Source organism: Streptomyces sp. NPDC001231 (assembly GCF_042896885.1).
Classification (GTDB): domain Bacteria; phylum Actinomycetota; class Actinomycetes; order Streptomycetales; family Streptomycetaceae; genus Streptomyces.
Genome location: NZ_JBIAXS010000003.1, coordinates 41,863 through 65,294, shown reverse-complemented (window position 1 = coordinate 65,294; position 23,432 = coordinate 41,863). Strand labels below are relative to the sequence as shown.

The window sequence follows — 23,432 nt, the reverse complement described above, 5'->3', positions numbered from 1 at the left end:
GGCCGCCACCACGGAACTCGTCGAACCGATCCCCCCGGCCGCCCACTCCAGGGCCGAATCCGAATCCCGGACCCACTCCCGTTCCGAATCCGGGACCCACTCCCGTCCCGAACCCCGGGCCCACTCCCGTCCCGAACCCCGGTCCCAGTCCCGTGCCTCCTCCCGGACCCACTCCGGGACCTCCACCTGCACCGCCTCCCTGGCCCCCACCCACGCCGCCGTCCCGTGTGATGCCGAGGACTTCGCCGGCCTTCGCCACCGCCCCCGGGGCGGTGAATCCCACCGCGGCGACCGCCGCGGCCAGCACCACCAAGGAGACCGAGGGGGCCGAGCGGGCCATGAGGGTACGAGTAGTACGCATGTGATCCTCCGCGGAAGGCGCCCCGGGGACCCGTACCCGGTCGATCGGTGAGAAAGCACCTCCCGCCACCGACCCTCGGACGCGCTCCACGCGGGCGCATTTCGGGGCTGGTCCGTCTCGGTGAGCGAATCCACCAGGACTTTCACCCCATTGAATATCGATGCAGGTCACGGACCGTCAGAAATGACCCTTCCGGACCGCCTCGGATGGCGCACGGCAAAACGGCTCCGCCACCCGTTCGCGTGCGTCCCGTCGCCGGTTGCGCGCGCCGGACTTAGCGTTTCTCGCATGCGCGATTGACACGGCGACGGCCGTGTCGAGAGGGGATGCCGAATGCCTGCGAGAGAGCTGACCGGATTCGTCGAGGAGGAGCGGGAGACACCGAGGAAGCGCGCACCGTGGGGCGTGATAGCGCTAGCCCTGCTGACCGGACTCGCCCTGATCCGCAACGGCTCCGGGGAGTTCGACGTCGGCCCGCCCCAGCCCGCGACGGCGGCGGCACCGGACCTCAAGCACACGCCGCTCCCCTCGGGCGGGATCCTGCAGCCTCTGTCGCGCTCGGTGCCGGACCGGGTCAGGATCCCCGTCCTCCAGATCGACGCGCCCATCACCCCGGTCGGTGTGGACTCCGACGGCTGGGTCGCCGCGCCGCCGCCCGCGGACCCGAATCTGGCCGGCTGGTTCAACGGCGCGGTGACGCCCGGGGAAAAGGGAACTTCGGTCGTCGTCGGCCATGTGGACAACGATGCGGGACCCGCCGTGTTCTACGGACTCGGCGCCCTGCGGAAGGGAAACCGCGTCGAAATCAACCGCCAGGACGGGAAGACGGCCGTATTCGAGGTGTACGGCGTCGAGGTGTTCGCGAAGAACGATTTCCCCGGAGACCGTGTGTACGGCTCGAAGGGCACGCCGGAACTGCGGGTCATCACCTGCGGCGGCGGTTACACGAAGCAGAACGGATATCAGGGGAACGTCGTCGTGTTCGCCCGCCTGGTCGGGGTCCGCTGAGCGGACCCCGACCCGGCGGGCGCCGGGCCGTGCGCGCGGCCCGGCTCAGGTGTACTCCCGGCGCGGCACGGTGAAGTGGTGCCCTTCGTCGAGGAGCTTGGGGAGGTAGTCGCGCAGCGCGCGGACGGTCTGCGAGCGGTCGCCCCCGGCATCGTGGGAGAGCACCACGACCCCGGGGGCGGCGCCGTGCTCGATCCGGCGCACGATGACGCCGGTGCCGGGGGTGGTCCAGTCGAGGCTGTCGACGCTCCAGGCCAGCGGTTCCATGCCCAGGTCGGCGTTGATCCGGAACACGTCGCGGTTCCAGGCACCGTAGGGGGCACGGAACCACAACGGCCGCTCGCCGTAGGCCTTTTCGATGACGTCACTGGTGCGCTCGATCTCGTCGCGGATGCCGTGGCGGCCGAGCTGGGTGAGCAGCGGGTGGCTCCAGGTGTGGTTGCCGACGACGTGTCCCTCGTCGGCCATCCGGGCCAGCAGGTCCCGGTTCCAGTCGGCCATCTCCCCGCAGACCATGAACGTCGCCCGGACGTCGTACTTGGCCAGGGTGTCCAGGACGTGCGGGGTGAACTCGGGGTGGGGTCCGTCGTCGAACGACAGCATCATGGTGTCGCCGCGGCCGGTGAAACGCAGGATCGGCGTGGTCCGCACCTTGGCGGGCAGCGGCGCGGCCCGCTGCGGGACGTCACCGGCCAGGGGCCGCAGACGGTAGGCGGAGGAGTTGAGGGCGCCGCGCGCCTCGGGGCCCGCGGCGGGGGCGGGCGGTACCGGAGTGTCGGAGGAACCGGAGAGCAGCAGACCGGCCGTGCCGGCCGTGCCCGCCGCTCCGAGGGCGACGGCCCCGGCGAACAACGCCCGGCGCCGCGTGAGCAACTGATCCTTCTGCATGACTCATCAGTGTCCGGGCCTTCCGCCTCTCCACCGGCACGGCGCCACGAAAGCACCCGCCCGGCCCAGCGCCCGGCGGCAATTGTGCGCGGGTGCCTCAGCGGCGGCGTACGAGGGGGAACGGCAGCGTCTCACGGATCGTCAGGCCGGTGAGGAACATGATCAGCCGGTCGACGCCGAGGCCGAGGCCGCCGGTGGGCGGCATGGCGTATTCGAGGGCGTCGAGGAAGTCCTCGTCCAGTTCCATCGCCTCGGCGTCTCCCCCGGCGGCGAGCAGGGACTGGGCGGTCAGCCGGCGGCGCTGTTCGACGGGGTCGGTGAGCTCGGAGTAGGCGGTGCCCAGTTCGGTGCCGAAGGCCACGAGGTCCCAGCGTTCGGCGAGCCGCGGGTCGGTGCGGTGCTGCCGGGTGAGCGGGGAGACCTCGGTCGGGAAGTCCTTGTAGAAGACGGGCGGCCCGGTCCGCTCCTCCACCAGCCGCTCGTACATCTCCAGGACGATCTCGCCGGGGGTGTCGTCCGCGGTGTGCGGCACGCCGGCGCGGTCGCAGTGCCGGCGCAGTGTCTCCGGGCCGGTGCCGGGGCCGATCTCCTCCCCGAGCGCCTCGGAGATCGCGCCGTGCACGGTCTTGACCGGCCAGGGCCCGGAGATGTCGTACCCGATGCCGTCCTGGTGGGCGACCGGTCGGCCGAAGGCGGCGGTGGCGGCGCCCTGGATCAGCTCGCGGGCGAGGTCGAGCATGACGTCGTAGTCGGCGTAGGCCTGATAGGCCTCCAGCATCGTGAACTCGGGGTTGTGCTTGTGGGAGACGCCCTCGTTGCGGAAGGTGCGGCCCATCTCGAAGACCTTCTCCAGACCGCCGACGCACAGGCGCTTCAGGTACAGCTCGGGTGCGATGCGCAGGTACATGTCGAGGTCGTAGGCGTTGATGTGAGTGGTGAACGGGCGGGCGTTGGCGCCGCCGTGGATCTGCTGGAGCATCGGCGTCTCGACTTCGAGGAAGCCGCGGTCCAGCAGCCCCTGGCGCAGGGCCTGTACGGCGGTGGAGCGGATGCGGACGACCTCGCGGGCCTCGGGGCTGGTGACCAGGTCGAGGTAGCGCAGGCGCACCTTGGTCTCGGGGTCGGTCAGGCCCCGGCGTTTGTCGGGCAGCGGGCGCAGGCACTTGCCGAGCAGGCGCCAGGAGGTGACGAAGACGGTCGGCTCGCCCTTGTCGCTCCGCCCCGCCCGGCCGGTGGCGGTGATGTGGTCGCCGATGTCGGTGTCGGCGGTGAAGCGCTTCAGGGCGGCCGGCCCGGTCCGGTCACGGGTGAGGGCGAGTTGGTGGTCGCCGGACCAGTCCCGCAGCACGACGAAGACGATGCCGCCGAAGTCCCGGACGAGCAGGATCCGGCCGGCCACGGTGAGCTGCTCCCCTTCGCGGACCTCGGCGAGGGTGCGGGTGCGGGCCTTCGTCCCCACCGGGTAGGGGTCGGTGCCGGCCGCGCGCAGCCGGTCGAGCCCGGCGTGCCGGACGCGGACCTGTTCGGGCAGGCCGGCGAGCGGACCGCCGGCTTCGGCCCGTGCCTCCTCGTCGAGTCCGAGCGCCGTCAGCGGGGGCAGGCCCTCGGTGGTGGCCGGGCGCGGTCCGGTGGCCGGATGAGCCGGGTGGCCCTTGCCCCAGAGCTTGCGCAGCGAGGGTACGGCGACGAAGCCCTCGGCGATGCCGGAGGCCAGGCCGATACGGGCGAGGGAGGCGGTCTCGCCGTAGCAGATGAAACGCGGGTACCACGCGGGGTGGTACTTGGCGTTGGACCGGTACAGGGCCTCCAGCTGCCACCAGCGGGAGAAGAACAGCAGCAGGCCGCGCCACAGCCGCAGCACGGGTCCGGCTCCGATGCGGGCGCCCTCCTCGAACACCGAGCGGAACACCGCGAAGTTCAGCGAGATGCGGTGTACGCCGAGCTTCGGGGCGGCGGCGCAGAGTTCGGCGACCATGTACTCCATGACGCCGTTGGGTGCGGCGCGGTCCCGGCGCATCAGGTCCAGGGAGGCGCCGTCGCGGCCCCAGGGCACGAAGGACAGCAGTGCGAGCAGCCGGCCCTCCGCGTCGAGGGCCTCGACCAGGAGGCAGTCGCCGTCGGCCGGGTCGCCCAGGCGGTCCAGCGCCATCGAGAAGCCGCGTTCGGTCTCGGTGTCGCGCCAGGCGTCGGCCTTGTCGACGATCTCCTCCATCTCGGCGTCGGTGAGGGTGGCGTGCCGGCGGATGCGGCAGGTGGCGCCGGTGCGGCGGACGCGGCGCACCGCCTGCCGGGTCACGCGCATGTCCCGGCCGTCGAGGTCGAAGCCGGCGACGTGCACGATCGCCTCGTCGCCGAGTTGGAGGGCGCCGAGTCCGGCGCGGGCGTAGGCCCGGGCGCCCTCCTCGGAGGCGCCCATGACGGCGGGCGCCCAGGCGTAGCGGCGGGCCGCGTCCAGCCAGGCGGCTATGGCGTGCGGCCAGGCCTCGCGGTCGCCGACGGGGTCGCCGCTGGCCAGGCACACTCCGGCCTCGACGCGGTAGGTGACGGCGGCCTTGCCGCTGGGCGAGAAGACGACGGCCTTGTCGCGGCGGGTGGCGAAGTAGCCGAGGGAGTCGTCCTCGCCGTAGGCCTTGAGCAGGGCGCGGATGCGGGGTTCCTCGTCGCCGTGCAGGGCCGCCTCCAGGCGCTGCGAACGGAACAGCGTGGCGGCGGCGTTGAGCAGGGCGAGCGCTCCGAACAGGCCGAGCAGGAAGGTCACCGGGCGCGGCGGGCGGCCGTCGAAGTCGCGGGTGGATACCAGTCCGCCCATGACCCGGTTGGCGGACCACGCCAGGTGCAGGCCGGAGGGCAGGGTGCCGGGGAAGAGCGCGACCAGGCCCCAGCCGGCCAGGACGGCCACGGCGAGTCCGGCGGCCAGCACGGCCAGCGCCCGCCACCAGGAGCCGCGGCGGGAGGCGGCGTAGAACTCGCCTCTGGCCGTGATCAGCAGCACCAGTGCCAGACCGCACAGCACGAGGGACGGTACCGACTCGGCGTACTCGCCGGCCGCGAGGCCGAGTACGTCGCCGAGGATCACCAGGCCCAGATAGCCGACGACCAGCCACCAGGCGACCTTCTTGCGGGCGGCGGTCGCGCCGGCCAGCAGGACGAGGAAGACGGCGTAGGCGAGGTTGACGCTGACCGGGACGAGGAGCAGGTCCAGGACGCGGACGACGGGGTGGAGCAGGACCCGCAGCGGGGCGATGAGGTCCAGCAGCGCGCAGAGCATGGCCAGAGCGCCGAAGAAGGTGGCGAAGCCTTGCGGCACCCTGCTGAGGAGGCCCTTCCTCCGCGGCGTCCGGGCGGGATCGGCGGCGCCCCGGGAGGGGGCGGCACCGGTGGCGGCGGTCATGGCTCTGACGTGGTGGCGCTCATGGTTCCGACTGTAGGAACCGGGCGCGCGGGGCGCCCGTCGAGAGGTGACCCGCGCGGCGTTGGGAACGGGGGATTCCGATAGCCTCGCACATGTGACGGAACAGCACGAGCAGCACGAGCGGCACGCGCACCGGTTCGAGCGGGGCACGGACGGGCCGAAGGTCATCGTCGCCGGCGTGGACGGCTCCGACTCCTCCATGCGGGCCGCCGCGTACGCCGCCGGTCTCGCCCGCCGGCAGGGCGCGCTGCTCGCCGTGGTGTACGTGCAGCCGGTGATGACGGCGGGGGCGGCGCTCGGGGCTCCGGTGGCGGAGACGACCGACGAGATCGCCGAGGACCTCGTGCAGCAGATCCGGGAGTCCGCGGAGCGGCTGAAGGGGATATTCGAGGTCCGCTGGGAGTTCCACACCTTCCCCGGCGACCCGTACAACGGTCTGATGAAGGCCGCCGACGAGCTGCGGGCGGACGCGGTGGTGGTGGGCGCCTCCGAGCAGGCCGGCCACCGGATCATCGGATCGGTCGCGGTCCGCCTGGTGAAGGCGGGACGCTGGCCGGTGACGGTGGTTCCGTAGGGCCCGTTCACGGCGCTCGGCCGGCGCGGCGGGCGGCCGGGGGCCGCCGCCCGGACCGTGCGTGGCGTCTTCCGTACCCGGCGGTGCTGGGCCATCATGATCCGCCGTCAGCCGTTTGCCGTCTGTGAAGAGGTGAGACGCATGGCCGGGCTCCGGATGGGTGAGGGCATTCTCCGTCGTAAGCCCATCGAACACATCGAGGAGACGGAAGCCGCCGAGGGACCACGGCTGGAGCGATCACTCGGCTTGTGGCAGCTGACCGCGATCGGCGTGGGCGGCATCATCGGGGCGGGCATCTTCACTCTCGCCGGCACGGTGGCCAACGGTACGGCGGGTCCCGCGGTGCTGGTGTCCTTCCTCGTCGCCGGCGTCGCCAGCGCGGCGGCGGCCCTGTCGTACGCCGAGTTCGCGGGCATGATCCCGAAGGCGGGCTCGGCCTACACCTACGGCTACGCGGTGCTCGGCGAGTTCGCCGGCTGGTTCATCGGCTGGGACCTGCTCCTGGAGTACACGGCGATCGTGGCGGTGGTCGCGATCGGCATCTCCGGCTACTTCAGCTTCCTGGTCGAGGACATGGGCGCGCATCTGCCCGCCTGGATGCTGGGCGCGCCCGGCACCGGCGCCGGGCACAAGGTCGACCTGTTCGCGGCGATCCTGTGCCTGCTGATCGCCTGGCTGCTGAACCTCGGTATCCGCAGCGCGGCCCGCTTCGAGACGATCGTGGTGGGACTGAAGGTGCTGGTCGTGCTGGTGGTGATCGTGGTCGGCGTCTTCCACATCAACACCGCCCACTACCACCCGTTCTTCCCCTACGGGGTCGGCGGGGCGTTCACCGGTGCGGCGACGGTGTTCTTCGCGGTCTTCGGCTACGACGCGATGTCTACGGCGGCCGAGGAGTCCAAGGACGCGCAGCGGCACATGCCGAAGGCGATCATCTACTCGCTGGCGATCGCGATGGTGCTGTACGTGGCGGCGTGTCTGGTGCTGACCGGCATGCAGAACTACAAGGACATCAACAAGGAGAGCGGCTTCTCCACCGCGTTCAAGTCGGTGGGGCTGAGCCGGCTGGCGGACGTGATCGCGGTGGGCGCGATCATCGGCATCCTCACCGTGATGTTCACGTTCATGCTGGGCGTGACCCGGGTGTGGTTCGCCATGTCCCGCGACGGGCTGCTGCCCAAGTGGTTCGCGAAGACGCACCCCACGCGGCACGTGCCGACGCGGGTGACGTGGATCGTCGGGGTGGCGTCGGCCGTCATCGCGGGGTTCCTGCCGATCGCGGAGGCGGCCGAACTGACCAACATCGGCATCCTGCTGGCGTTCGTGGTGGTGTGCACGGCGGTGATCGTGCTGCGCTACCGGCAGCCGGACCTGCCGCGCGGCTTCCGTACGCCGTGGATGCCGTTCGTGCCGGCGCTGGGTGTGGTCTTCTCGCTCTGGCTGATCACGTTCCTGACGTGGGAGACCTGGGTGCGGTTCGCCGTGTGGTTCCTGATCGGGTGCGTGGTCTACTTCGGGTACTCGTACAAGCGCTCGGAGCTGGCCCGGCGTTAGGGCCTCTCGTTCGGGTCGTGCCGGGCCGGGGACCGCGGCGGCGTTCAGCGGGCCGGGAGGGCGCGGACGAAGTCGGCGACGATCTCGTTGAACTCCTCCGGCTTCTCCAGGTTCGGGTAGTGGGCGGTGCCCTCGATCGTCACGGAGCGGCCGTCGGGGACGGTGCGGGCGAGGCGTTCGGCCTCGGCGATGAGGTCGGGCACGTCGAGGGCGCCGTTGACGGTGAGCACGGGTACGCCGATCTTCGGCACGCGGTCCCAGGAGCCGGTCAGCGGCACGTGCCAGTTCTTCTCGTCGGCGGTGTGCTTGGACAGGGTGTGCAGGGCCATGTCGCGCAGCCGGCGCAGGATGTCCTGGTCCATGTCGTCCGGGGTGCGGTGCGGGCCGGCCGCGAAGCTCAGGAAGGACGCGAGCCAGCCCTCGATGTCGCCGGCGCCCAGGGCGCGGGCCGACTCGGCCTGCGTCTGCCGCGCCCACGGGTCGGTGTACTGGAACTCGCTGGTGGCGGCGCCGCAGGGGACCACCCCGCGGACCAGTTCGGGGTACTCCAGCACGGTGTCGGTGGCGATGGCGCCGCCCATCGAGACGCCGACGAGGACCGCCGGGCCGGCGTCGAGGTGGCGCAGCAGCGCGGCGAGGTCGTCGGCCCACCGGAACGGCCGGGTCGCGTTGGCGGAGAAGCCGTGGCCGCGTACGTCCGGGGCGATGACCCGGAACTCGGCGGCGAGGGCCGTGATCTGGGCGCCGAGGACGCGGTGGTCGACCCAGCCGGAGTGCAGAAGGACCACGGGGTCCCCGCTGCCGGAGTCGAGGTAGGCGAGGTCGCCGTCGGAGGAAGGGAGGAAACGCAGATCCGCAGCAGCAGTCATGACAACCAGGGTGTCATTTCGGGGCGGGGTTTGGCAACCGAGGTGTCATGATGGTGCGATGAGCGACATCGACAGCGACATCGACGACGATCCCGGGGCCCCCCTCCCGCCCGACGAACTCGGCCGCCGCCTCACCGAGGTGTTCGACCTGGTGGGCCCGCTGTACCGGCGGGTGCAGCGCAAGGTCGAGCAGGGCGAGGCCGTCGAGGGGCTGTCCGTCGGCGTACGGGCCGTGCTCGACCTGCTGCACAAGCACGGCCCGATGACCGTTCCGCAGATGGGCCGCGCGCAGGCGATCAGCCGCCAGTTCGTGCAGCGTATGGTGAACGACGCGGCGGCCCGCGGCCTGGTGCGCAGCGTCCCGAACCCGGCGCACCAGCGCTCGTCGCTGATCCGGCTCACGGACGCGGGCCGGGCGGCGATCATCGCGGTGCTGGCCCGTGAGCACCTGCTGCTGCGCCGGGTCGGGGGCGATCTGACGGAGTCCGAGGTACGGGCCTGCCTGCGCGTGCTCGGGGAGATGCTCGACCTCTTCGAGCACGTGGACGTCGACTGACCGGCCTCATTCCCCCATGACGAGCCCGTCCTTCGCCGCGCCCCGGCTGAGCACCACGGCGCGGATCCGGTCGCGCACGCCCCGGAGGTCGGCGCCCTGGGCGATGGCCCTGCTCAGGTTCAGCACCCGGCCGGCGTCGAGGTCGAACACCTCGGGGACGAACTCGGCCCGGGCCACCTCCCAGCGCCCGCCGGGCCGGGCGGGCGGGGAGAAGGTGAAGCGGGCGAGGGTGCTCTGGTTGGCGCGCGGGTTCCGCGCGCCGCTGTCGTCGGTCGTGGCTCCGGTGATCTGGTCACCGAGGCCGTAGACCACCCAGGTGCCGTTGACCTTCTCGTAGGCCTGCGGGACATGGGCGTGGCTGCCGAGGATCAGGTCGACGTCGGGCCGGCCGCCGGAACGCGAGGCGGTCAGCTTCCGGGCGAGGTCCAGTTGCTGCGCGTCGGGCGCGTCCTGCCATGCCCGGCCCCAGTTCAGGGACACGACCACGACCTCGGCACCCGCCTGGCGGGCGGCTCTGGCGTCCTCGATGATCCGCTTCTCGTCGATCACGCGGACGGCCCACGGCTGATCGGGTGGGAGGTCCTCGTTCGTCCCGTAGGTGTAGGCGAGGTGGGCGACCACGGCGCGCCCGGCCTGGAGGAGCGTGCCGCGCGACTCGCTCTCGCCGCGCGCCGTACCGGCGTGCCGCAGCCCGGCTTCGTCGAGGGCGTCCAGGGTACGCCGGACGCCGTCGGCGCCGTCGTCCAGGGCGTGTTCGGAGGCGGTGGCGCAGCTGTCGTAGCCCGCCGCGGCGAGGGACGGCGCCAGCTCGGGCGGGGACTTGTAGCTCGGGGCGCCGGTGTAGGGCGCGTTCGCGCCGAAGACGGTGCCCAGCTGGCACAGCGCCAGATCGGCCCGGGAGACGATGTCCTTGACGCCTTCGAGCATCGGACGGAAGTCGTGGCCCGAGCCGCCCGCGTCGAAGGCGGCCCGCTCCAGCACCGGGGTCTCGGGCAGGATGCCGCCGGAGGCGACGAGCGTGAACGCGGCGGGCGCGGTCGCGGAGTCCGGGGCCGGGGCCGGGGCCGGGGCGGCCCGTCCGGGCGGAGGGTGCTGCTCTTCCCTTTGGTGGGCCTGGCAGGCGGCGGCCGCGGTGAGGAGGGCCGTCACGACCAGGGACACCTGCTGTCTGCGTGCGATCATCAGTTCACCCCAGGGCGGTCGTATGGACAGACAAATGGGTACGAATCTGACGGCTTTCGCAAACGGTATCGGGGCTTCGTTAGCCCGTCCGTGTGCGACAAGGGGCCTGACGGACCGTTCGTCGTACCGTTCGTCGACGCGATCGACCGTCCGTCGCACAGCAGTGTGAGCGCCCTGTCCCCGTGCGGCCCCCTGCGATGCCATACGGCCATGACGGCCGGAACCACCCTCCCGCACGGGACGACGACCGCCGAGCACGAGCTCGCCGCACTGCAACGCGAGCACGGCCGACCGCTCTTCGCACTGCTGCTGCGCCTGTGCGACGGCGACCGCCAGCGCGCCGAGGACCTGCTCCAGGAGACGCTCGTGCGCGCCTGGCAGCACCCCGAGGCGCTGCGCGCCGACGCCTTCGACTCGGTGCGGCCGTGGCTGCTGACCGTGGCGCGCCGGCTCGCCATCGACGCGCGCCGCGCCCGGCAGGCCCGGCCGCCCGAGGTCGGGGACGCGGACCTGGAGAACGCGCGGGTCATCGCCGACCACGCCGAGCGGTCCGCCGCGACGCTCGACGTCCGGAAGGCTGTGAAGACACTCACTCCCGAGCACCGTGAAGTCCTGGTGCTGGTGTACTTCCGGGGGGCCAGTGTGGCGGAGGCCGCCCGGACCCTGGGCATCCCGCCCGGTACCGTGAAGTCCCGCGCGTACTACGCGCTGCGCGCCCTGCGCCGGATGCTTCCGGGATACGCGGCCGACCTGCGGTGAAACCGACTGCCGAGTCAAACCTCCGTAAAGCGCCTTGCCGTGGACCGCTGTTGAGTAATCGGCTGTCCTCATCCGTGTTCCGACAGGGGGCATGACCCCGGGACCCGGGGTCGGGCGAGGAGCGCGCACCGGAGGAAGGCAGGAAGGGATGCTGCACAGAGGTCACGAGAGCACGGACGGCCAGGGCGGCGGCGAACTGGCCGTCCCCATGGCCTGGTTGTACGCCGAGTACATCGCCGACGAACTGCTGCGCACCGGCGATCTGATGCCGCCGACGTCGTTCGAGTTCCGCGCCGGGCGGGACGCGCTGGCGCTCACCATCTTCCTCTCCGACACCGGCGGCGAGCTCTCCCGTGTCCGGGTGGTCTCCCAGTTGGAGACCTGGCTGTCGCTGACCGCGTACGACCAGCCGTGGCAGGACTGGGTGGGCGAGCGGATGGCCTGCCTCGCGGCCGAGGCGGACGCCCGCGGGGTGCCCTCGCCGGACCTGGCGCTGGCCGAGGCGGCCTGGCGCTGGCTGGAGGAGACCGAACTGCTCGCGCCCGATCTGGACGCGGTGCCGGGCGGCGCGGGCGTGGTCGGCGAGGACGAGGGGCCGAAGGTGTGGACGCCCGCCTGGCGGCTCGGACTGCCCCTCGGGCATCTGGCCATCCACCTCTTCTAGATCTTTCTTGGAATCCGACCAATCCGCGGCGCCGGCTGCTCCGAACGTCTTGATTACGATTCGGAACGTGGCTGAGTGAATCCGGTGCCGGGTGCGTACGGGTGGGAGCAAGGAGTAACCCCACCCGCACTCACAGGCACGAGGATTCGGCATGAGGTCCCTGGAACGGCATCGCGACGTCGGCGCGTACGCGCTCGGCATGCTGGACGAGGCGGACGCCTTCCGCTTCGAGGACCACCTCATGGAGTGCCCTCGCTGCGCGGCGCAGGTCACCGAGTTCGGACCCACGGCGCGGCAGCTGATGCTGTACCGGCGGGCCACGCCGCGCTTCGTGCACCCCATGACCCGGCCCGGCCCCGCGCTGCTGGACCGGCTGCTCGGCGAAGTGGCGCGGCGGCGCCGGGCCGGACGCCGGCGCGTCCTCTACGGTCTCGCCGCCTCGGTGGTGCTCGCCGTGGGCGGACCCGCGGTCGTTGCCGTCGTCGGGCACCACGGCGGGCCCGCCCGGTACGCGGCGACCGACGCGACCACGGGTGTGTGGGCCGAGGTCAGGGCCGCCGACCGGGACTGGGGCACCGATGTGGAAGTGCGGGTCAAGGACGGCGCGGGCCCCCATTCCTGCCGGCTCGTCGTGATCGGCCGGGACGGTTCGGAGCAGACCGTGACCACCTGGAACGTCCCCCCGCACGACGCGGGGTCCAGCACGGTGGCGGGCGGCACGACGATGCATCCCGGCCAGATCGACCGCTTCGAGGTGCGCACCGCGGACGGGCGGCCCCTGGTGACCCTCGACGCGCGCTGAGCCGTCACTTGAGCAGCCGGGACAGGCGCCGGTCTGCCAGCGGTTTCCCGCCCGTCTGGCAGGTCGGGCAGTACTGGAGCGAGGAATCGCTGAAGGACACCTCGCGGATGGTGTCCCCGCACACCGGGCAGGGCTCGCCGGTCCGGCCGTGCACGCGCAGGCCGCCCTTCTTCTCCGCCTTCAGCCGTCCGGCCGCCAGGCCCCTGGAGCGCGCGACCGCCTCCGTCAGGGTGGTGCGCAGCGCCTCGTACAGGGTTCGCGTCTCCCGCGGCGTCAGGGAGGCGGCCAGCTTGAACGGGGACATCTTCGCCGCGTGCAGGATCTCGTCGCTGTAGGCGTTGCCGACACCCGCGATCAGGCCCTGGTCGCGCAGGGCGCCCTTGATCTGCCGGCGCTCCCCCGCGAGCAGCCGGGCGAACCGCTCCTCGTCGAAGTCCTCGGCCAGCGGGTCGGGACCGAGGCGGGCAACACCGGGCACCTCCTGCGGATCCCGTACGACGTACACCGCGAGCCGTTTCTGGGTGCCTGCCTCGGTGAGGTCGAACCCCGCGCCGTTCTCCAGGGCGACGCGCAGGGCGAGCGGGCCCTTGCCGGGGCGGGGCGCGCCGTCGGGCAGACGGTCCTTCCACTGGAGCCAGCCCGCGCGGGCCAGGTGGGTGACGAGGTGGGGGCCGCCGTCGGTGCTCAGGTCCAGGAACTTGCCGTGCCGGTGCAACGCGGTGACCTCGCGGCCCTCGAGGGCGGTGACCGGGGGGTCGTACGTCTTCAGCACACTGATCGCGACGGGCAGCACGCGCACGATCTCGTGGCCGACCAGGTGGTCGGCCAGGAAGTCCTTGAGCGCTTCGACCTCGGGCAGTTCCGGCATGGGTCCAGAGTGCCACCGCGGGCCCGGGGCGCCATACGGTGCGCCGAACGCCTCGGCTCTCGGCTCCCGGCTCTCAGCTCTCGGTTCTCGCCCCTCAACTCTGGTCAGGGACCGCGAACTCGCACCACACGCACTTGCCGCCGCCGCGCGCCTCCACGCCCCACACGTCGGTGAGCCGGTCCACGAGCAGCAGTCCCCGGCCGGAGACGCCTTCCTCTCCCGGTTCGCGGCGGCGCGGCAGGGCGCTGGAGGAGTCCTCGACCTCGATCCGCAGCCGCCGGTTCGGGCCGCTGAGGACCCGCAGGGTGACGATCGCGGCGCCCTCGGTGTGTATCAGGGCGTTGGTGATCAGCTCGTCGGCCACGAGTTCGATCTCGTACGCGTTTTCCCCGGCGCCCCGGTCCCGCACCGCCGTGCGGATCATGTGGCGGGCCCGGGTCAGGGCCTCGGGATCGCCGGGGGCCACGTACTGCTGGAGCCGGCCGACGGGCTGCCGCTCGGCCGGCACCCGGCGGCGCAGCACCAGCAGGGCCACGTCGTCGTCGCCGCCCCGTGCCTCGGCCATCGCGATCAGCCGGTCGGCGAGGTCCCGTACGTCGCCGGGGCCGGCGGCGACGGACCGGGCCAGGGCCCGCATGCCGTCGTCGAGGTCGGCGCCGGGCTGTTCGACCAGGCCGTCGGTGCACAGCACCAAGGACTGCCCGGGATCGAGCTCCATGGTGCCGACCGGGTACTCCAGGCTGCCGAACTCGGCGGACAGGCCGAGCGGCAGCCCCCCGTCGACGGCGACCCGGTGGCAGCTTCCGTCGTTGTGCCGGACCAGCGGATCGATGTGCCCGGCCCGCACCAGCTGGACCACGCCGGTGGACAGGTCGGCCTCCGCGTACAGGCAGGTGGCGAAGCGGTCCGTGTCGAGTTCGTGCAGGAAGACCGAGGCGCGGGCCATCACGGTGGCCGGTGCGTGGCCCTCGGCCGCGTAGGCGCGCAGCACGATACGGAGCTGGCCCATGACGGCGGCGGCGTGCGTGTCGTGGCCCTGGACGTCGCCGATGACGGCGCCGACCCGGCCGCCGGGCAGCGGGATCAGGTCGTACCAGTCGCCTCCGATGTCCCGGCCCAGGGAGCCGCCCGCGTAGCCGGAGCGGTAGCGGACGGCGACGTCGGCGCCGGGCACGCTGGGGATCGTGCGCGGCAGCATGGCCTGTTGCAGGCCCTGGGCGAGGTCCTTCTCCTGCTCGTAGAGCATGGCCCGCTGGAGGCTCTGCGCGATGCTGCTGCCGAGGGCGATCAGTACGTTGCGCTCCTCCGGGGTGAAGCCCCGCCGGTCGCTGTAGAGCAGGCCCATACCGCCGATCGGGCGGGCCTGGGCGATCAGCGGCAGATAGGCCGCCGAGGTGATGTCCAGTCCGGTGATGTGCGGCCACAGGATGGGGTAGCGCTCGGCGAAGTCCTCGGGGGACTCGATGAAGCGGGGGCTGAGAGTGCGCACGGCCTCGCTCATCGGGTAGGGCTCGTCGATCCGGGTGACGCGGGTGCCGGGCACGGAGGAGCCCTCGGGGCCCTCGGCGACGAGCCGGATGCGGCCGGCCTCGACCAGGCCGAGGACCAGGCTCTTGGAACCGAGGAGGGCCAGCCCGTGGGAGTCCTTGACGACGTCGATGACGTCCTGCACGGTGCGCGCGTGGGCGAGGGCGGCGGTGGCGGTCTCCACGACGTTGGTCTGCCTGCGCCGGGCCGCGGCCTGGTCGGCCCGCTCCCGGCGGGCGGCGAGGTCGCCGAGTTCTTCGGAGGCGTCGCGGAGGATCCCGGTGATCCTGCGCGGCCGGCCCGTCTCGTCGCGCTGGATGTAGCCCTGCACGTGGGCCCAGCGCAGGCCGCCGTCGCGCAGGCGCAGGCGGACGTAGGTGCCGTAGTTCTGGCGGCCCTCCTTCATCGCCCGGGCCAGCAGGGCGTCCAGGCGCTCACGCTCGGACCGCAGCAGCCGCCGGCCCACGCTGCCCGGACGGCGGTCGTCCTCCCCGGGGGTGAGGTCGAAGATCCGGTGGGCCTGGGCGTCCAGGTGTACGAGCCCGGCGTCCAGGTCCCAGTCGAAGGTGCCCATGCCGTTGAGCGCCAGAATGGGATCGGGGTGGGCGGGCCAGTCCTCCGGGAGTGACAGGGCGGGGGCTCCCTGTTCAGCCATGGGGACACCTTGCCAGGGATCGGCTGATTCTTCGAGCCGGGGGTGGGGTAGCCGGGGCCCGTGACTTTCCCGGAGGACGAAGAGAGAGGAGCGCTCGACCGTGGGTTGGTTCACCGCACCCGAGTACTGGCTGAGCCGGCTGGTCTTCCAGCGGGCGCTCGCCGTGGTGTACCTCGTCGCCTTCCTGACGGCGGCCCTCCAGTTCCGGGCGCTGCTCGGCGAACGGGGCATGCTGCCGATCCCCCGCTTCCTCCAGCGGGTGCCGTTCACCCGGGCGCCGAGCCTGTTCCACCTGCGCTACTCCGACCGGCTCTTCGCGGTCGTCGCCTGGGCCGGGTGCGCGGTGTCGGCGGCGCTGGTCGCGGGCGTGGACTCGCTGGTGCCGCTGTGGGCCGGCATGCTGCTGTGGCTCGTCCCCTGGGCGCTGTACCTGTCGATCGTCAACGTCGGGCAGACCTGGTACGGCTTCGGGTGGGAGTCGCTGCTGCTGGAGACCGGGTTCCTCGCGGTCTTCCTGGGCAACGACGAGGTGGCCCCACCGGTGGTCGTGCTGTTCCTGCTGCGCTGGATCCTCTTCCGGGTCGAGTTCGGCGCCGGGCTGATCAAGCTGCGCGGCGACGCCTGCTGGCGGAAGCTGACCTGTCTGCACTACCACCACGAGACGCAGCCGATGCCGGGCCCGCTGAGCTGGTTCTTCCACCATCTGCCGGGCCCGCTGCACAAGGCGGAGGTGGCCGCCAACCACGTCACGCAGCTGATCGTGCCGTTCCTGCTGTTCACCCCGCAGCCCATCGCCACGGCCGGCGCCGCGCTGATGATCGTCACCCAGCTGTGGCTGGTGCTGTCCGGGAACTTCTCCTGGCTGAACTGGATCACCATCGTGCTGGCGCTGTCCGCGGTCCGCTTCCCGGGGGGCGCGCCGTCCGTGCCGGCCGCGCCGCTGTGGTACGAGGTCGTGGTCCTCGCCGTGGCCGCGCTGGTGGTGTTCCTCAGCTACCGCCCGGTGGTGAACATGGTCTCCCGCCGGCAGGTCATGAACCGCTCCTTCGACCCGCTGCACCTGGTCAACACCTACGGCGCGTTCGGCAGCGTCACCCGCGTCCGCTACGAGGTGGTGGTGGAGGGCACGCTGGACGAGGTGCGGGACGAGGACCACGAGGACGCGGAGTGGCGGGAGTACGAGTTCCGGGGCAAGCCCGGTGATCCCCGGCACTGGCCGCGCCAGTTCGCGCCCTACCATCTGCGCCTGGACTGGATGATGTGGTTCGCCGCGCTGTCCCCGGCGTACGCGGGCGTCTGGTTCGGCGCGCTGGTGGAGCGGCTCCTGGAGAACGACCGCGACACCCTCCGGCTGCTGCGCCGCTCCCCCTTCCCGCCCGACGAGCCCCCGCGCTACGTCCGCGCCCGGCTCTTCCGCTACCACTACACGACCTGGCGGCAGCTGCGGGCGACCGGTGCCTGCTGGGACCGGACCTATGTGCGGGACTTCCTGCCGCCGACCCGGCTGGCGGCAGGCGCCCGGGAGCCGTGACCGGACCCCGTCGTCGGACCCGGACGGTACGGTCGCGGGCATGAGAGCTACGGGCACCTTCACCGTGAAGTCGTTCAACCCCACCGGTCTCAAGCCGGACCCGGACGTCTCCACCGGCCTCCCGGTCGGCGTCGCCACGCTGGAGAAGCACTTCGAGGGCGAGATCACCGGCCGTGCGGCGACCCTGTTCACCGCCGCGTACGACCAGGAGTCCGGCGTCGGCACGTATGTGGCGATGGAGTCGTTCGAGGGCACTCTGAACGAGCGGCGGGGCGCCTTCAACTTCGTCCACTCGGCCACGACGACCGGCACCGACCGCACGGCCGAGTTCTTCACCGTCGTCCCCGCGAGCGGCACCGGCGAGCTGGCCGGGATCACCGGCACCGGCGGCCTGCGGATCGACGCGGACGGCACGCACCGGATCTGGTTCGACTACGAACTCGGCTGAGGCGCGCCCGCCCGGTCACAGTCCGTACACCCGGGTCGCCGCCCCCTCGAAGACCGCCGCGCGTTCGGCGGCGGCCTTCGAGGTCAGTTCCCGGGCCGCGGCGAGGACCTCGGCGTATCCCACAGCCGGGGCGCACACCGGCCAGTGCGAGCCGTCCATCAGACGGTCCGGGCCGAAGGCGTCCAGGACCACGTCGTCGTACGGGCACAGACCGGCGGTGGTCCAGGTGGCGGGGTCGGTCTGGACCTGGTGGCGGACGCCCTTGAGGTGGCGGCCGCCGGGCAGGTCCCGCAGCCGGGCCCGTTCGGCGCGCGATGTCGAGCCGGGTGAGGTCCACCCGGCCGACCACGCCCGCGATCAGGTCGTGCGCGTCCGCCAGGGCCGGCAGCTCGGGGGCTCCTCGGGCACGGTGACCGTCTGGACGAGGACCGGGCGTTCGGCTCCAGCGGCACGGGCCTGCGGCTGAAGGTCCTCGACGGTGAGGTTCCGGCGCGGCGGCAGCGGTTCGTCTCCCCTGATCCAGTCCTGGTCGCGCACCGTCAGGTCCCGGACTGGTGGTGGGCGTCGACCGTCACGGCATCGCTCCTCGTGGCGGTTCCTCCGGGGGCAGCAGTCCGGTGTCTCTCAGCTCCTGCCAGAAGGCGGCGGGCACAGGTGTGGCGAACTGCTCGGCGCAGTCGCGGACTTCCTCGGCCGAGCGGGTACCGACCAGGACGGAGGCCACGGCCGGATGGTCGGCGCAGAACCTCAGGGCCGCGCCCCGCAGGGTGAGACCGTGGCGGTCGGCAACCGCCTTCATGCGCTGGGCTCGCTCCACCAACTCTGTTGCTGCACTGGCGTAGTTGTACGTGGCTCCGGGTCTGGGGTCCGCCAGCAGGCCGGAGTTGAAGGCGCCGCCGATGACGACGGACACGCCCCGCTCGGCGGCCGCGGGCAGCAGCTCCGTCCGGGCACGCTGGTCGAGCAGGGTGTACCGGCCGGCGCACAGCACCACGTCCACGTCCGTGTCGCGCACGAAACGGGTCAGCATCTCCGACTGGTTCATGCCCGCCCCGATGGCCCCGACCACGCCCTGGGCACGCAGTTCCTCCAGCGCCGGGTAGCCCTCGCGGAAGGCCTGCTCGGCGTGGTCGTCGGGGTCGTGGAGGTAGACGACGTCGACGCGGTCCAGGCCGAGCCGTTCGAGGCTGGCCTCCAGAGCGCGCCGTACCCCGTCGGCGCTGAAGTCCCACACCCGGCGGTGGGTGGCGGGCACGGCGAAACCGTGGGCGAGGTCGCTCCCGCCCTGGTTCGTGGGCGCGAGCAGGCGGCCGACCTTCGTGGAGATCGTGTACTCCGACCGGGGAAGGCCGCGCAGGGCCGCGCCGAGGCGGCGTTCGGACAGGCCGAGGCCGTAGTGCGGGGCGGTGTCGAAGTAGCGGATGCCCTGCTCCCAGGCGGCGGCCACGGCCGCCCGCGCCTGCTCCTCGTCCACCTCGGTGTAGAGGTTGCCGATGGCGGCGGCGCCGAAGCCGAGGGCGCTGACCTCGACCCCGCTCCCGCCCAGCGTCCTCACCGGGCCTCCCGGCGCGGCCGCAGGCCCCGCATGCCGCCGGCGACGGCGAGGGCGGTGCCGGTGGTGGCACCGGACAGCGGGCTCGCCAAGTACGCGACGGCCGCGGCGACTCCAACCGCGGCGACCATGCGTCCGTTGGGCCGGCGGGCCTCCGGCGCGGCGCGTTCGGCGGCCGGATCGGGGGCGGCGGCATGCCCTCCGGGTCCGTCGTCGGCGTCCGTGCGCAGTACGACGTAGGCCGCCGAGGAGTCGGGGTCCGGGCTCGTCGCGTCGAAGCCGTCGAGTTCGCGCGAACTGGGGAAGCGGATGTCGTAGGTGTCGACCGCGGTGATGCGGGCGGGCGTCGCGGACACGGATGGCCTTTCGGTCGGTGGCGGGGGAACTCGCGCGGTCGGGCCTGAATTCCGGTCGTACTCAGGGGCCGGGGGCCGGCAGTGGCGGTTCCGGACCACGGGTCCGGGACTCGGACCATTCGCGCAGTTCATCGGCGCCGACCTCCTCGATCACTGTCCGCAGGGTCTGCCGGGCCGCGGCGTCGCGTTCCGGTTCGGGCAGGAGCAGATACCGGTCGACGGCCCGGCGCAGGGTCTCGCGTGCCCGCGCGGTGAGCACCCAGCGGGAGCCGGGGTCGAACAGCTGTCGCATGCCGGTGAAGAACACGGCACCGCCCGCGATCACCGCGGTCAGCCAGGCCGGTGCGTGCAGACCGGCGGCGACGACCGTCACCGAGGTGGTGGCGAGGGCGCCCAGCTCCGTGCCGCGGTGCAGCCGCCTGGCCCGGTCACAGGACCGGATGTAGAACGTCAACTCCCTTTCGGCCAGAGCCAGCAACGGATCCGGCTGGGCGGCCCAGGAGTGGTCGGGCACCGTTCTTCGTGTCATCGCCACATCATCGTGGCCGCGCACCTCACCGGGAAAGAGCGGCACGGCGCGCGATCCCGCCGCGCCGCCCCCGGTTCAGGACCTCACACGCGCCGCAGCCGCAGCGTCACCAGCTCGAACGGGCGCAGCCGCACGACGATCCGGCCGCCGTCCCGCTCCGGTTCGGCCGTCTCGGGCAGGGGACGCTCCAGCAGGTCCGTCACCGTCACGTCCGCGACCCCGAACCCGGCCGTCAAGGTCGCCCTCGCCCGGCCGCCGTGGGCCTCGTGGAAACGGACCACCACGTCACCGCTGCCGTCGTCGGCCAGTTTCACCGCCGTCACGACCACCGCGTCCTCGTCCACCGTCACCAGCGGAGCCACCTCCCCGCCGCCGGTCAGCCGCCGCTCGGGCATGTTGATCCGCCAGCCCTCGCGGACCGCGTCCCCGATGTCCGCGCCGGGCACCAAGGCGTGCCGGAAGCGGTGCGTGCCCTGGTCGGTCTCGGGGTCGGGGAAGCGCGGGGCGCGCAGCAGGGACATCCGGACCGTGGTGGTGGTGCCCCGGTCGCCGTCGGTGCGGACCGTGCGGGTCACATCGTGGCCGTACGTCGAGTCGTTGACGACGGCGACGCCCCAGCCGGGCTCGGCCACATGCACGAAACGGTGGTTGCAGGCCTCGAACCTGGCCGCGTCCCAGGAGGTGTTGGTGTGGGTGGGCCGGTAGAAGTGCCCGAACTGCGTCTCCGACGCGTACCGTTCGGCGTGCACGTCGAACGGGAAGGCCAGCTTGAGGAACTTCTCCGTCTCGTACCAGTCCACCTCGGTGTCCAGCACCAGCCGCCGCTCCCCCGCCGGAAGCGACAGCACCTGGGTGACCCGGGAGTCCCCGAAGGACCGTACGACCCGTACCGAGGCACCGTCCTCGCCGGCCGTGACGGACTCGGCGTCGGTGAGGTCGGCGACCGTGTTGCGGTAGAACTCGTCCACGTCCCAGGCGTCCCACATGTTCGGGAGGTCCGGGTGCAGTTGGAGGAGGTTCGCGGCCCGGCCCGGAGCGATCGTCTCCCGGCCGGCCTCGAGGGCGTACGCCGAGACGACCAGGCCCCGGTCGTCGATCCCGATCCGCAGCAGACCGTTGTCCAGCACGTGTCCGCCGCCCGCGCGGGGCCTCAGCTCCGTGCTTCCCCCGGTGGCCGGGGTGGCGGCGCCGCCGGCCGGGACGCCCGCCCGCGCGTGCGGGGCCGCGTTGAAGACCAGCGGTGTGGCGCCCTCACCCGCCAGGGCGCGCTGCGCGGACTCGACGATCCGGTTCAGCTCCCCGGCGATCCGCTCGTACGTGGCCCGCGCCTCGCGGTGCACCCAGGCGATGGAGGAGCCGGGCAGGATGTCGTGGAACTGGTGCAGCAGCACGGTTTTCCAGATCCGGTCCAACTCCTCGTAGGGGTAGGCGAATCCGGTGCGTACGGCCGCCGTCGCCGCCCACAGCTCGGCCTCCCGCAGCAGGTGTTCGCTGCGCCGGTTGCCCCGCTTGGTCCCGGCCTGGCTGGTGAGGGTGGCGCGGTGCAGCTCCAGGTACAACTCACCGACCCAGACGGGGGCTTGCGGGTACTCGGCCTCGGCCCGGTCGAAGAAGGCCCGCGGTGTCTCCCACACCACCCGCGCGGAGCCCTCCAGGTCGCGCAGCCGGGCCGCCTTGGCGACCATCTCCCGGGTGGTGCCGCCGCCTCCGTCGCCCCAGCCGGTGGGGGCGAGGGAGTGCCGGGCGGCGCCCTTGTCCTTGAAGGTACGTGCCGCGTGGGCGATCTCGCCGCCCGTCATGGAGCAGTTGTAGGTGTCGACGGGCGGGAAGTGGGTGAAGATCCGCGTGCCGTCGACACCCTCCCACCAGAAGGTGTGGTGCGGGAACGCGTTCGTGCGTGACCAGGAGATCTTCTGCGTGAGCAGCCGGGTGGAGCCCGCCGCCCTGATGATCTGCGGCAGTCCGGCGGCGAAGCCGAACGTGTCGGGCAGCCAGGCCTCGTCGTTCTCGATGCCGAACTCGTCGAGGAAGAACCGCTTGCCGTGCACGAACTGCCGGGCCATCGCCTCCGAGCCGGGCATGTTGGTGTCGGACTCCACCCACATGCCCCCGGCCGGCACGAACCGCCCGTCGGCCACGGCCTTCTTCACCCGCGCCCACACCTCGGGCCGCCGTTCCTTGAGCCACGCCCACTGCTGGGCCTGGGACATGGCGAAGACGAACTCCGGCTCGTCCTCCAGCAGCGCGGTCATGTTGGACGCGGTGCGGGCCACCTTGCGCACGGTCTCGCGCAGGGGCCACAGCCACGCCGAGTCGATGTGGGCGTGCCCGACCGCGCTGATCCGGTGCGCGGAGGCGGCGGCGGGCGCGGCCAGCACCTCGGTGAGCCGGGCGCGGGCGCGCTCCGCCGTGCCGTTCACGTCCTGGAGGTCGACCGCGTCGAGCGCCCTGTCCACGGCGCGCAGGATCTCCCAGCGGCGCTGCGCGTCCGCCGGCAGCTCGGCCATCAGCTCGCCCAGCACCTCCAGGTCGATGACGAGCTGCCACACGTTCTCGTCGAACACGGCGAGGTCCATGCGTGTGAGCGTGTACTGCGGCTCGTCGCCCGCCGTCTCCCGGTCCCCGAGCGGGGTGGGCAGGAAACCGGGGATGACGGGGTTGGAGGCGGCCTCGATGTGCAGACGCACCTCCTCGCCGCCCAGGGCGGGGGCACCGACGCGGACCCACTGGTTGCGCGGGTTGAGCCCTTTCACCGGGGTGCCGTCCGGCCGGTAGACCAGGCCCTCGCACTGGAAGCCGGGCATGTTCTCGTCGAAGCCGAGGTCGAGCAGGGCTTCGACGGTTCTCCCGGCCCATGCCTCGGGCACGGTGCCGGTCACCCGGAACCAGCTGGTGCCCCACGGCGCACCCCACCGGCTGCCCACCTCGATCGGCTCGGGCTCGGCGGTTAGGCCCTCGGCGACGGGTACGGGCTCGCCGGGCGCGTGCCACACCGCCACCTCCAGCGGGACGGACTCGGGATACACGGCGGGACGGATGCGCTCGTCGAGCACCCGCCGGAGGCGGGCCTCGACGAGGCCGCGGTCATCATGCATACGGGACGCTCCGTGGGGGTGGGCGGGCGGCGGTCCGGGCCCGGCGCGGGCATCAGCGAGTTCGGGGGTCCAGGCCCGGCGCGGACACCAGCGAGTCCGAGAGTCCAGGCCCGGCGCGGACATCAGCGAGTCCGAGAGTCCAGGCCCGGCGCGGGCATCAGCGGGTCCGAGAGTCCAGGCCCGGCGCGGACATCAGCGAGTTCGGGGGTCCAGGCCCGGCGCGGACATCAGCAAGTCCGAGA

The 23,432-nt window shown here is 72.5% G+C and carries 18 protein-coding genes and 2 pseudogenes; 9 read left to right on the top strand and 11 right to left on the bottom strand.

Annotated elements, in window-relative coordinates; all coding sequences use genetic code 11:
• Positions 1 to 694: 694 nt before the first annotated feature.
• A complete protein-coding gene (locus ACFY3J_RS04760; protein ID WP_384176706.1) occupies positions 695 to 1,369 on the top strand; it encodes a class F sortase in 675 nt (224 codons plus the stop codon).
• A 45-nt stretch (positions 1,370 to 1,414) separates the two neighbouring features.
• Here ACFY3J_RS04760 and ACFY3J_RS04755 read toward each other — a convergent pair whose 3' ends face one another.
• Positions 1,415 to 2,257: a polysaccharide deacetylase family protein gene (locus ACFY3J_RS04755; protein WP_384176704.1), complete on the bottom strand. Its 843-nt coding sequence runs from the start codon at positions 2,255 to 2,257 to the stop codon at positions 1,415 to 1,417.
• A gap of 97 nt (positions 2,258 to 2,354) precedes the next feature.
• Positions 2,355 to 5,648, bottom strand: a complete 3,294-nt coding sequence (gene lysX, locus ACFY3J_RS04750; protein WP_390840254.1) for a bifunctional lysylphosphatidylglycerol synthetase/lysine--tRNA ligase LysX — start codon at positions 5,646 to 5,648, stop codon at positions 2,355 to 2,357.
• A gap of 115 nt (positions 5,649 to 5,763) precedes the next feature.
• On the opposite strand from lysX, the gene ACFY3J_RS04745 reads away from it, so the two are divergent.
• Both ACFY3J_RS04745 and ACFY3J_RS04740 read left to right on the top strand, forming a co-directional pair.
• A complete protein-coding gene (locus ACFY3J_RS04745) occupies positions 5,764 to 6,243 on the top strand; it encodes a universal stress protein (protein ID WP_384176701.1) in 480 nt (159 codons plus the stop codon).
• 141 nt (positions 6,244 to 6,384) lie between these two features.
• Complete coding sequence (locus ACFY3J_RS04740) at positions 6,385 to 7,797, top strand: amino acid permease (RefSeq protein WP_390840252.1); 1,413 nt, start codon at positions 6,385 to 6,387, stop codon at positions 7,795 to 7,797.
• Between the two features lie 44 nt (positions 7,798 to 7,841).
• On the opposite strand, the gene ACFY3J_RS04735 is transcribed toward ACFY3J_RS04740, so the two are convergent.
• Entirely contained in the window at positions 7,842 to 8,666 is an 825-nt protein-coding gene (locus ACFY3J_RS04735; protein ID WP_390840251.1) for an alpha/beta fold hydrolase, read from the bottom strand.
• A gap of 58 nt (positions 8,667 to 8,724) precedes the next feature.
• On the opposite strand from ACFY3J_RS04735, the gene ACFY3J_RS04730 reads away from it, so the two are divergent.
• Positions 8,725 to 9,222: a MarR family winged helix-turn-helix transcriptional regulator gene (locus ACFY3J_RS04730; RefSeq protein ID WP_384176695.1), complete on the top strand. Its 498-nt coding sequence runs from the start codon at positions 8,725 to 8,727 to the stop codon at positions 9,220 to 9,222.
• 6 nt (positions 9,223 to 9,228) lie between these two features.
• On the opposite strand, the gene ACFY3J_RS04725 is transcribed toward ACFY3J_RS04730, so the two are convergent.
• Positions 9,229 to 10,404, bottom strand: coding sequence for a CapA family protein (locus ACFY3J_RS04725; RefSeq protein WP_390840250.1), 1,176 nt, complete (start codon positions 10,402 to 10,404; stop codon positions 9,229 to 9,231).
• Positions 10,405 to 10,614: 210 nt separating this feature from the next.
• Here ACFY3J_RS04725 and ACFY3J_RS04720 point away from each other — a divergent pair, with 210 nt between their 5' ends.
• From ACFY3J_RS04720 to ACFY3J_RS04710, 3 genes are all read left to right on the top strand, one after another.
• Entirely contained in the window at positions 10,615 to 11,163 is a 549-nt protein-coding gene (locus ACFY3J_RS04720; RefSeq protein WP_384176692.1) for a sigma-70 family RNA polymerase sigma factor, read from the top strand.
• A gap of 148 nt (positions 11,164 to 11,311) precedes the next feature.
• Positions 11,312 to 11,827: a hypothetical protein gene (locus ACFY3J_RS04715; protein ID WP_384176690.1), complete on the top strand. Its 516-nt coding sequence runs from the start codon at positions 11,312 to 11,314 to the stop codon at positions 11,825 to 11,827.
• Between the two features lie 151 nt (positions 11,828 to 11,978).
• Positions 11,979 to 12,629, top strand: coding sequence for a zf-HC2 domain-containing protein (locus tag ACFY3J_RS04710; RefSeq protein ID WP_384176688.1), 651 nt, complete (start codon positions 11,979 to 11,981; stop codon positions 12,627 to 12,629).
• 4 nt (positions 12,630 to 12,633) lie between these two features.
• On the opposite strand, the gene ACFY3J_RS04705 is transcribed toward ACFY3J_RS04710, so the two are convergent.
• Positions 12,634 to 13,497: an Fpg/Nei family DNA glycosylase gene (locus ACFY3J_RS04705; protein ID WP_390840248.1), complete on the bottom strand. Its 864-nt coding sequence runs from the start codon at positions 13,495 to 13,497 to the stop codon at positions 12,634 to 12,636.
• Between the two features lie 94 nt (positions 13,498 to 13,591).
• A complete protein-coding gene (locus ACFY3J_RS04700) occupies positions 13,592 to 15,679 on the bottom strand; it encodes a SpoIIE family protein phosphatase (RefSeq protein WP_390840246.1) in 2,088 nt (695 codons plus the stop codon).
• A 100-nt stretch (positions 15,680 to 15,779) separates the two neighbouring features.
• Between ACFY3J_RS04700 and ACFY3J_RS04695 the strand changes: the two genes are divergently transcribed.
• The gene (locus tag ACFY3J_RS04695; protein WP_390840244.1) at positions 15,780 to 17,210 is read left to right on the top strand and encodes a lipase maturation factor family protein; all 1,431 of its coding nucleotides are present in this window, start codon (positions 15,780 to 15,782) and stop codon (positions 17,208 to 17,210) included.
• Positions 17,211 to 17,250: 40 nt separating this feature from the next.
• Entirely contained in the window at positions 17,251 to 17,658 is a 408-nt protein-coding gene (locus tag ACFY3J_RS04690) for a DUF3224 domain-containing protein (protein WP_384176681.1), read from the top strand.
• Positions 17,659 to 17,673: 15 nt separating this feature from the next.
• Here the strand turns inward: ACFY3J_RS04690 and ACFY3J_RS04685 are convergent.
• From ACFY3J_RS04685 to ACFY3J_RS04665, 5 genes and pseudogenes are all read right to left on the bottom strand, one after another.
• Positions 17,674 to 18,233, bottom strand: a pseudogene (locus tag ACFY3J_RS04685) (amidohydrolase family protein).
• A complete protein-coding gene (locus ACFY3J_RS04680; RefSeq protein WP_384176679.1) occupies positions 18,230 to 19,213 on the bottom strand; it encodes an aldo/keto reductase in 984 nt (327 codons plus the stop codon). Before ACFY3J_RS04680 ends, ACFY3J_RS04685 begins: the two are co-directional and overlap by 4 nt.
• A gap of 68 nt (positions 19,214 to 19,281) precedes the next feature.
• Positions 19,282 to 19,566: pseudogene (locus tag ACFY3J_RS04675) on the bottom strand (fuconate dehydratase); the annotation flags it as partial.
• Positions 19,567 to 19,627: 61 nt separating this feature from the next.
• Positions 19,628 to 20,095, bottom strand: a complete 468-nt coding sequence (locus ACFY3J_RS04670) for a DUF4231 domain-containing protein (protein ID WP_384176677.1) — start codon at positions 20,093 to 20,095, stop codon at positions 19,628 to 19,630.
• Positions 20,096 to 20,178: 83 nt separating this feature from the next.
• Positions 20,179 to 23,190: an alpha-mannosidase gene (locus tag ACFY3J_RS04665; RefSeq protein ID WP_390840243.1), complete on the bottom strand. Its 3,012-nt coding sequence runs from the start codon at positions 23,188 to 23,190 to the stop codon at positions 20,179 to 20,181.
• Positions 23,191 to 23,432 lie beyond the last annotated feature (242 nt).

Excerpts from the sequence above, each read along its gene's own strand:
- ACFY3J_RS04700 (WP_390840246.1), bottom strand. The coding sequence starts at position 15,679 with ATGGCTGAACAGGGAGCCCCCGCCCTGTCACTCCCGGAGGACTGGCCC.
- ACFY3J_RS04730 (WP_384176695.1), top strand. The coding sequence starts at position 8,725 with ATGAGCGACATCGACAGCGACATCGACGACGATCCCGGGGCCCCCCTC.
- ACFY3J_RS04705 (WP_390840248.1), bottom strand. The coding sequence starts at position 13,497 with ATGCCGGAACTGCCCGAGGTCGAAGCGCTCAAGGACTTCCTGGCCGAC.
- ACFY3J_RS04740 (WP_390840252.1), top strand. The coding sequence starts at position 6,385 with ATGGCCGGGCTCCGGATGGGTGAGGGCATTCTCCGTCGTAAGCCCATC.
- ACFY3J_RS04690 (WP_384176681.1), top strand. The coding sequence starts at position 17,251 with ATGAGAGCTACGGGCACCTTCACCGTGAAGTCGTTCAACCCCACCGGT.
- ACFY3J_RS04760 (WP_384176706.1), top strand. The coding sequence starts at position 695 with ATGCCTGCGAGAGAGCTGACCGGATTCGTCGAGGAGGAGCGGGAGACA.
- ACFY3J_RS04665 (WP_390840243.1), bottom strand. The coding sequence starts at position 23,190 with ATGCATGATGACCGCGGCCTCGTCGAGGCCCGCCTCCGGCGGGTGCTC.
- ACFY3J_RS04755 (WP_384176704.1), bottom strand. The coding sequence starts at position 2,257 with ATGCAGAAGGATCAGTTGCTCACGCGGCGCCGGGCGTTGTTCGCCGGG.
- ACFY3J_RS04725 (WP_390840250.1), bottom strand. The coding sequence starts at position 10,404 with ATGATCGCACGCAGACAGCAGGTGTCCCTGGTCGTGACGGCCCTCCTC.
- ACFY3J_RS04735 (WP_390840251.1), bottom strand. The coding sequence starts at position 8,666 with ATGACTGCTGCTGCGGATCTGCGTTTCCTCCCTTCCTCCGACGGCGAC.
- ACFY3J_RS04715 (WP_384176690.1), top strand. The coding sequence starts at position 11,312 with ATGCTGCACAGAGGTCACGAGAGCACGGACGGCCAGGGCGGCGGCGAA.
- ACFY3J_RS04720 (WP_384176692.1), top strand. The coding sequence starts at position 10,615 with ATGACGGCCGGAACCACCCTCCCGCACGGGACGACGACCGCCGAGCAC.
- ACFY3J_RS04670 (WP_384176677.1), bottom strand. The coding sequence starts at position 20,095 with ATGACACGAAGAACGGTGCCCGACCACTCCTGGGCCGCCCAGCCGGAT.
- lysX (WP_390840254.1), bottom strand. The coding sequence starts at position 5,648 with ATGACCGCCGCCACCGGTGCCGCCCCCTCCCGGGGCGCCGCCGATCCC.
- ACFY3J_RS04710 (WP_384176688.1), top strand. The coding sequence starts at position 11,979 with ATGAGGTCCCTGGAACGGCATCGCGACGTCGGCGCGTACGCGCTCGGC.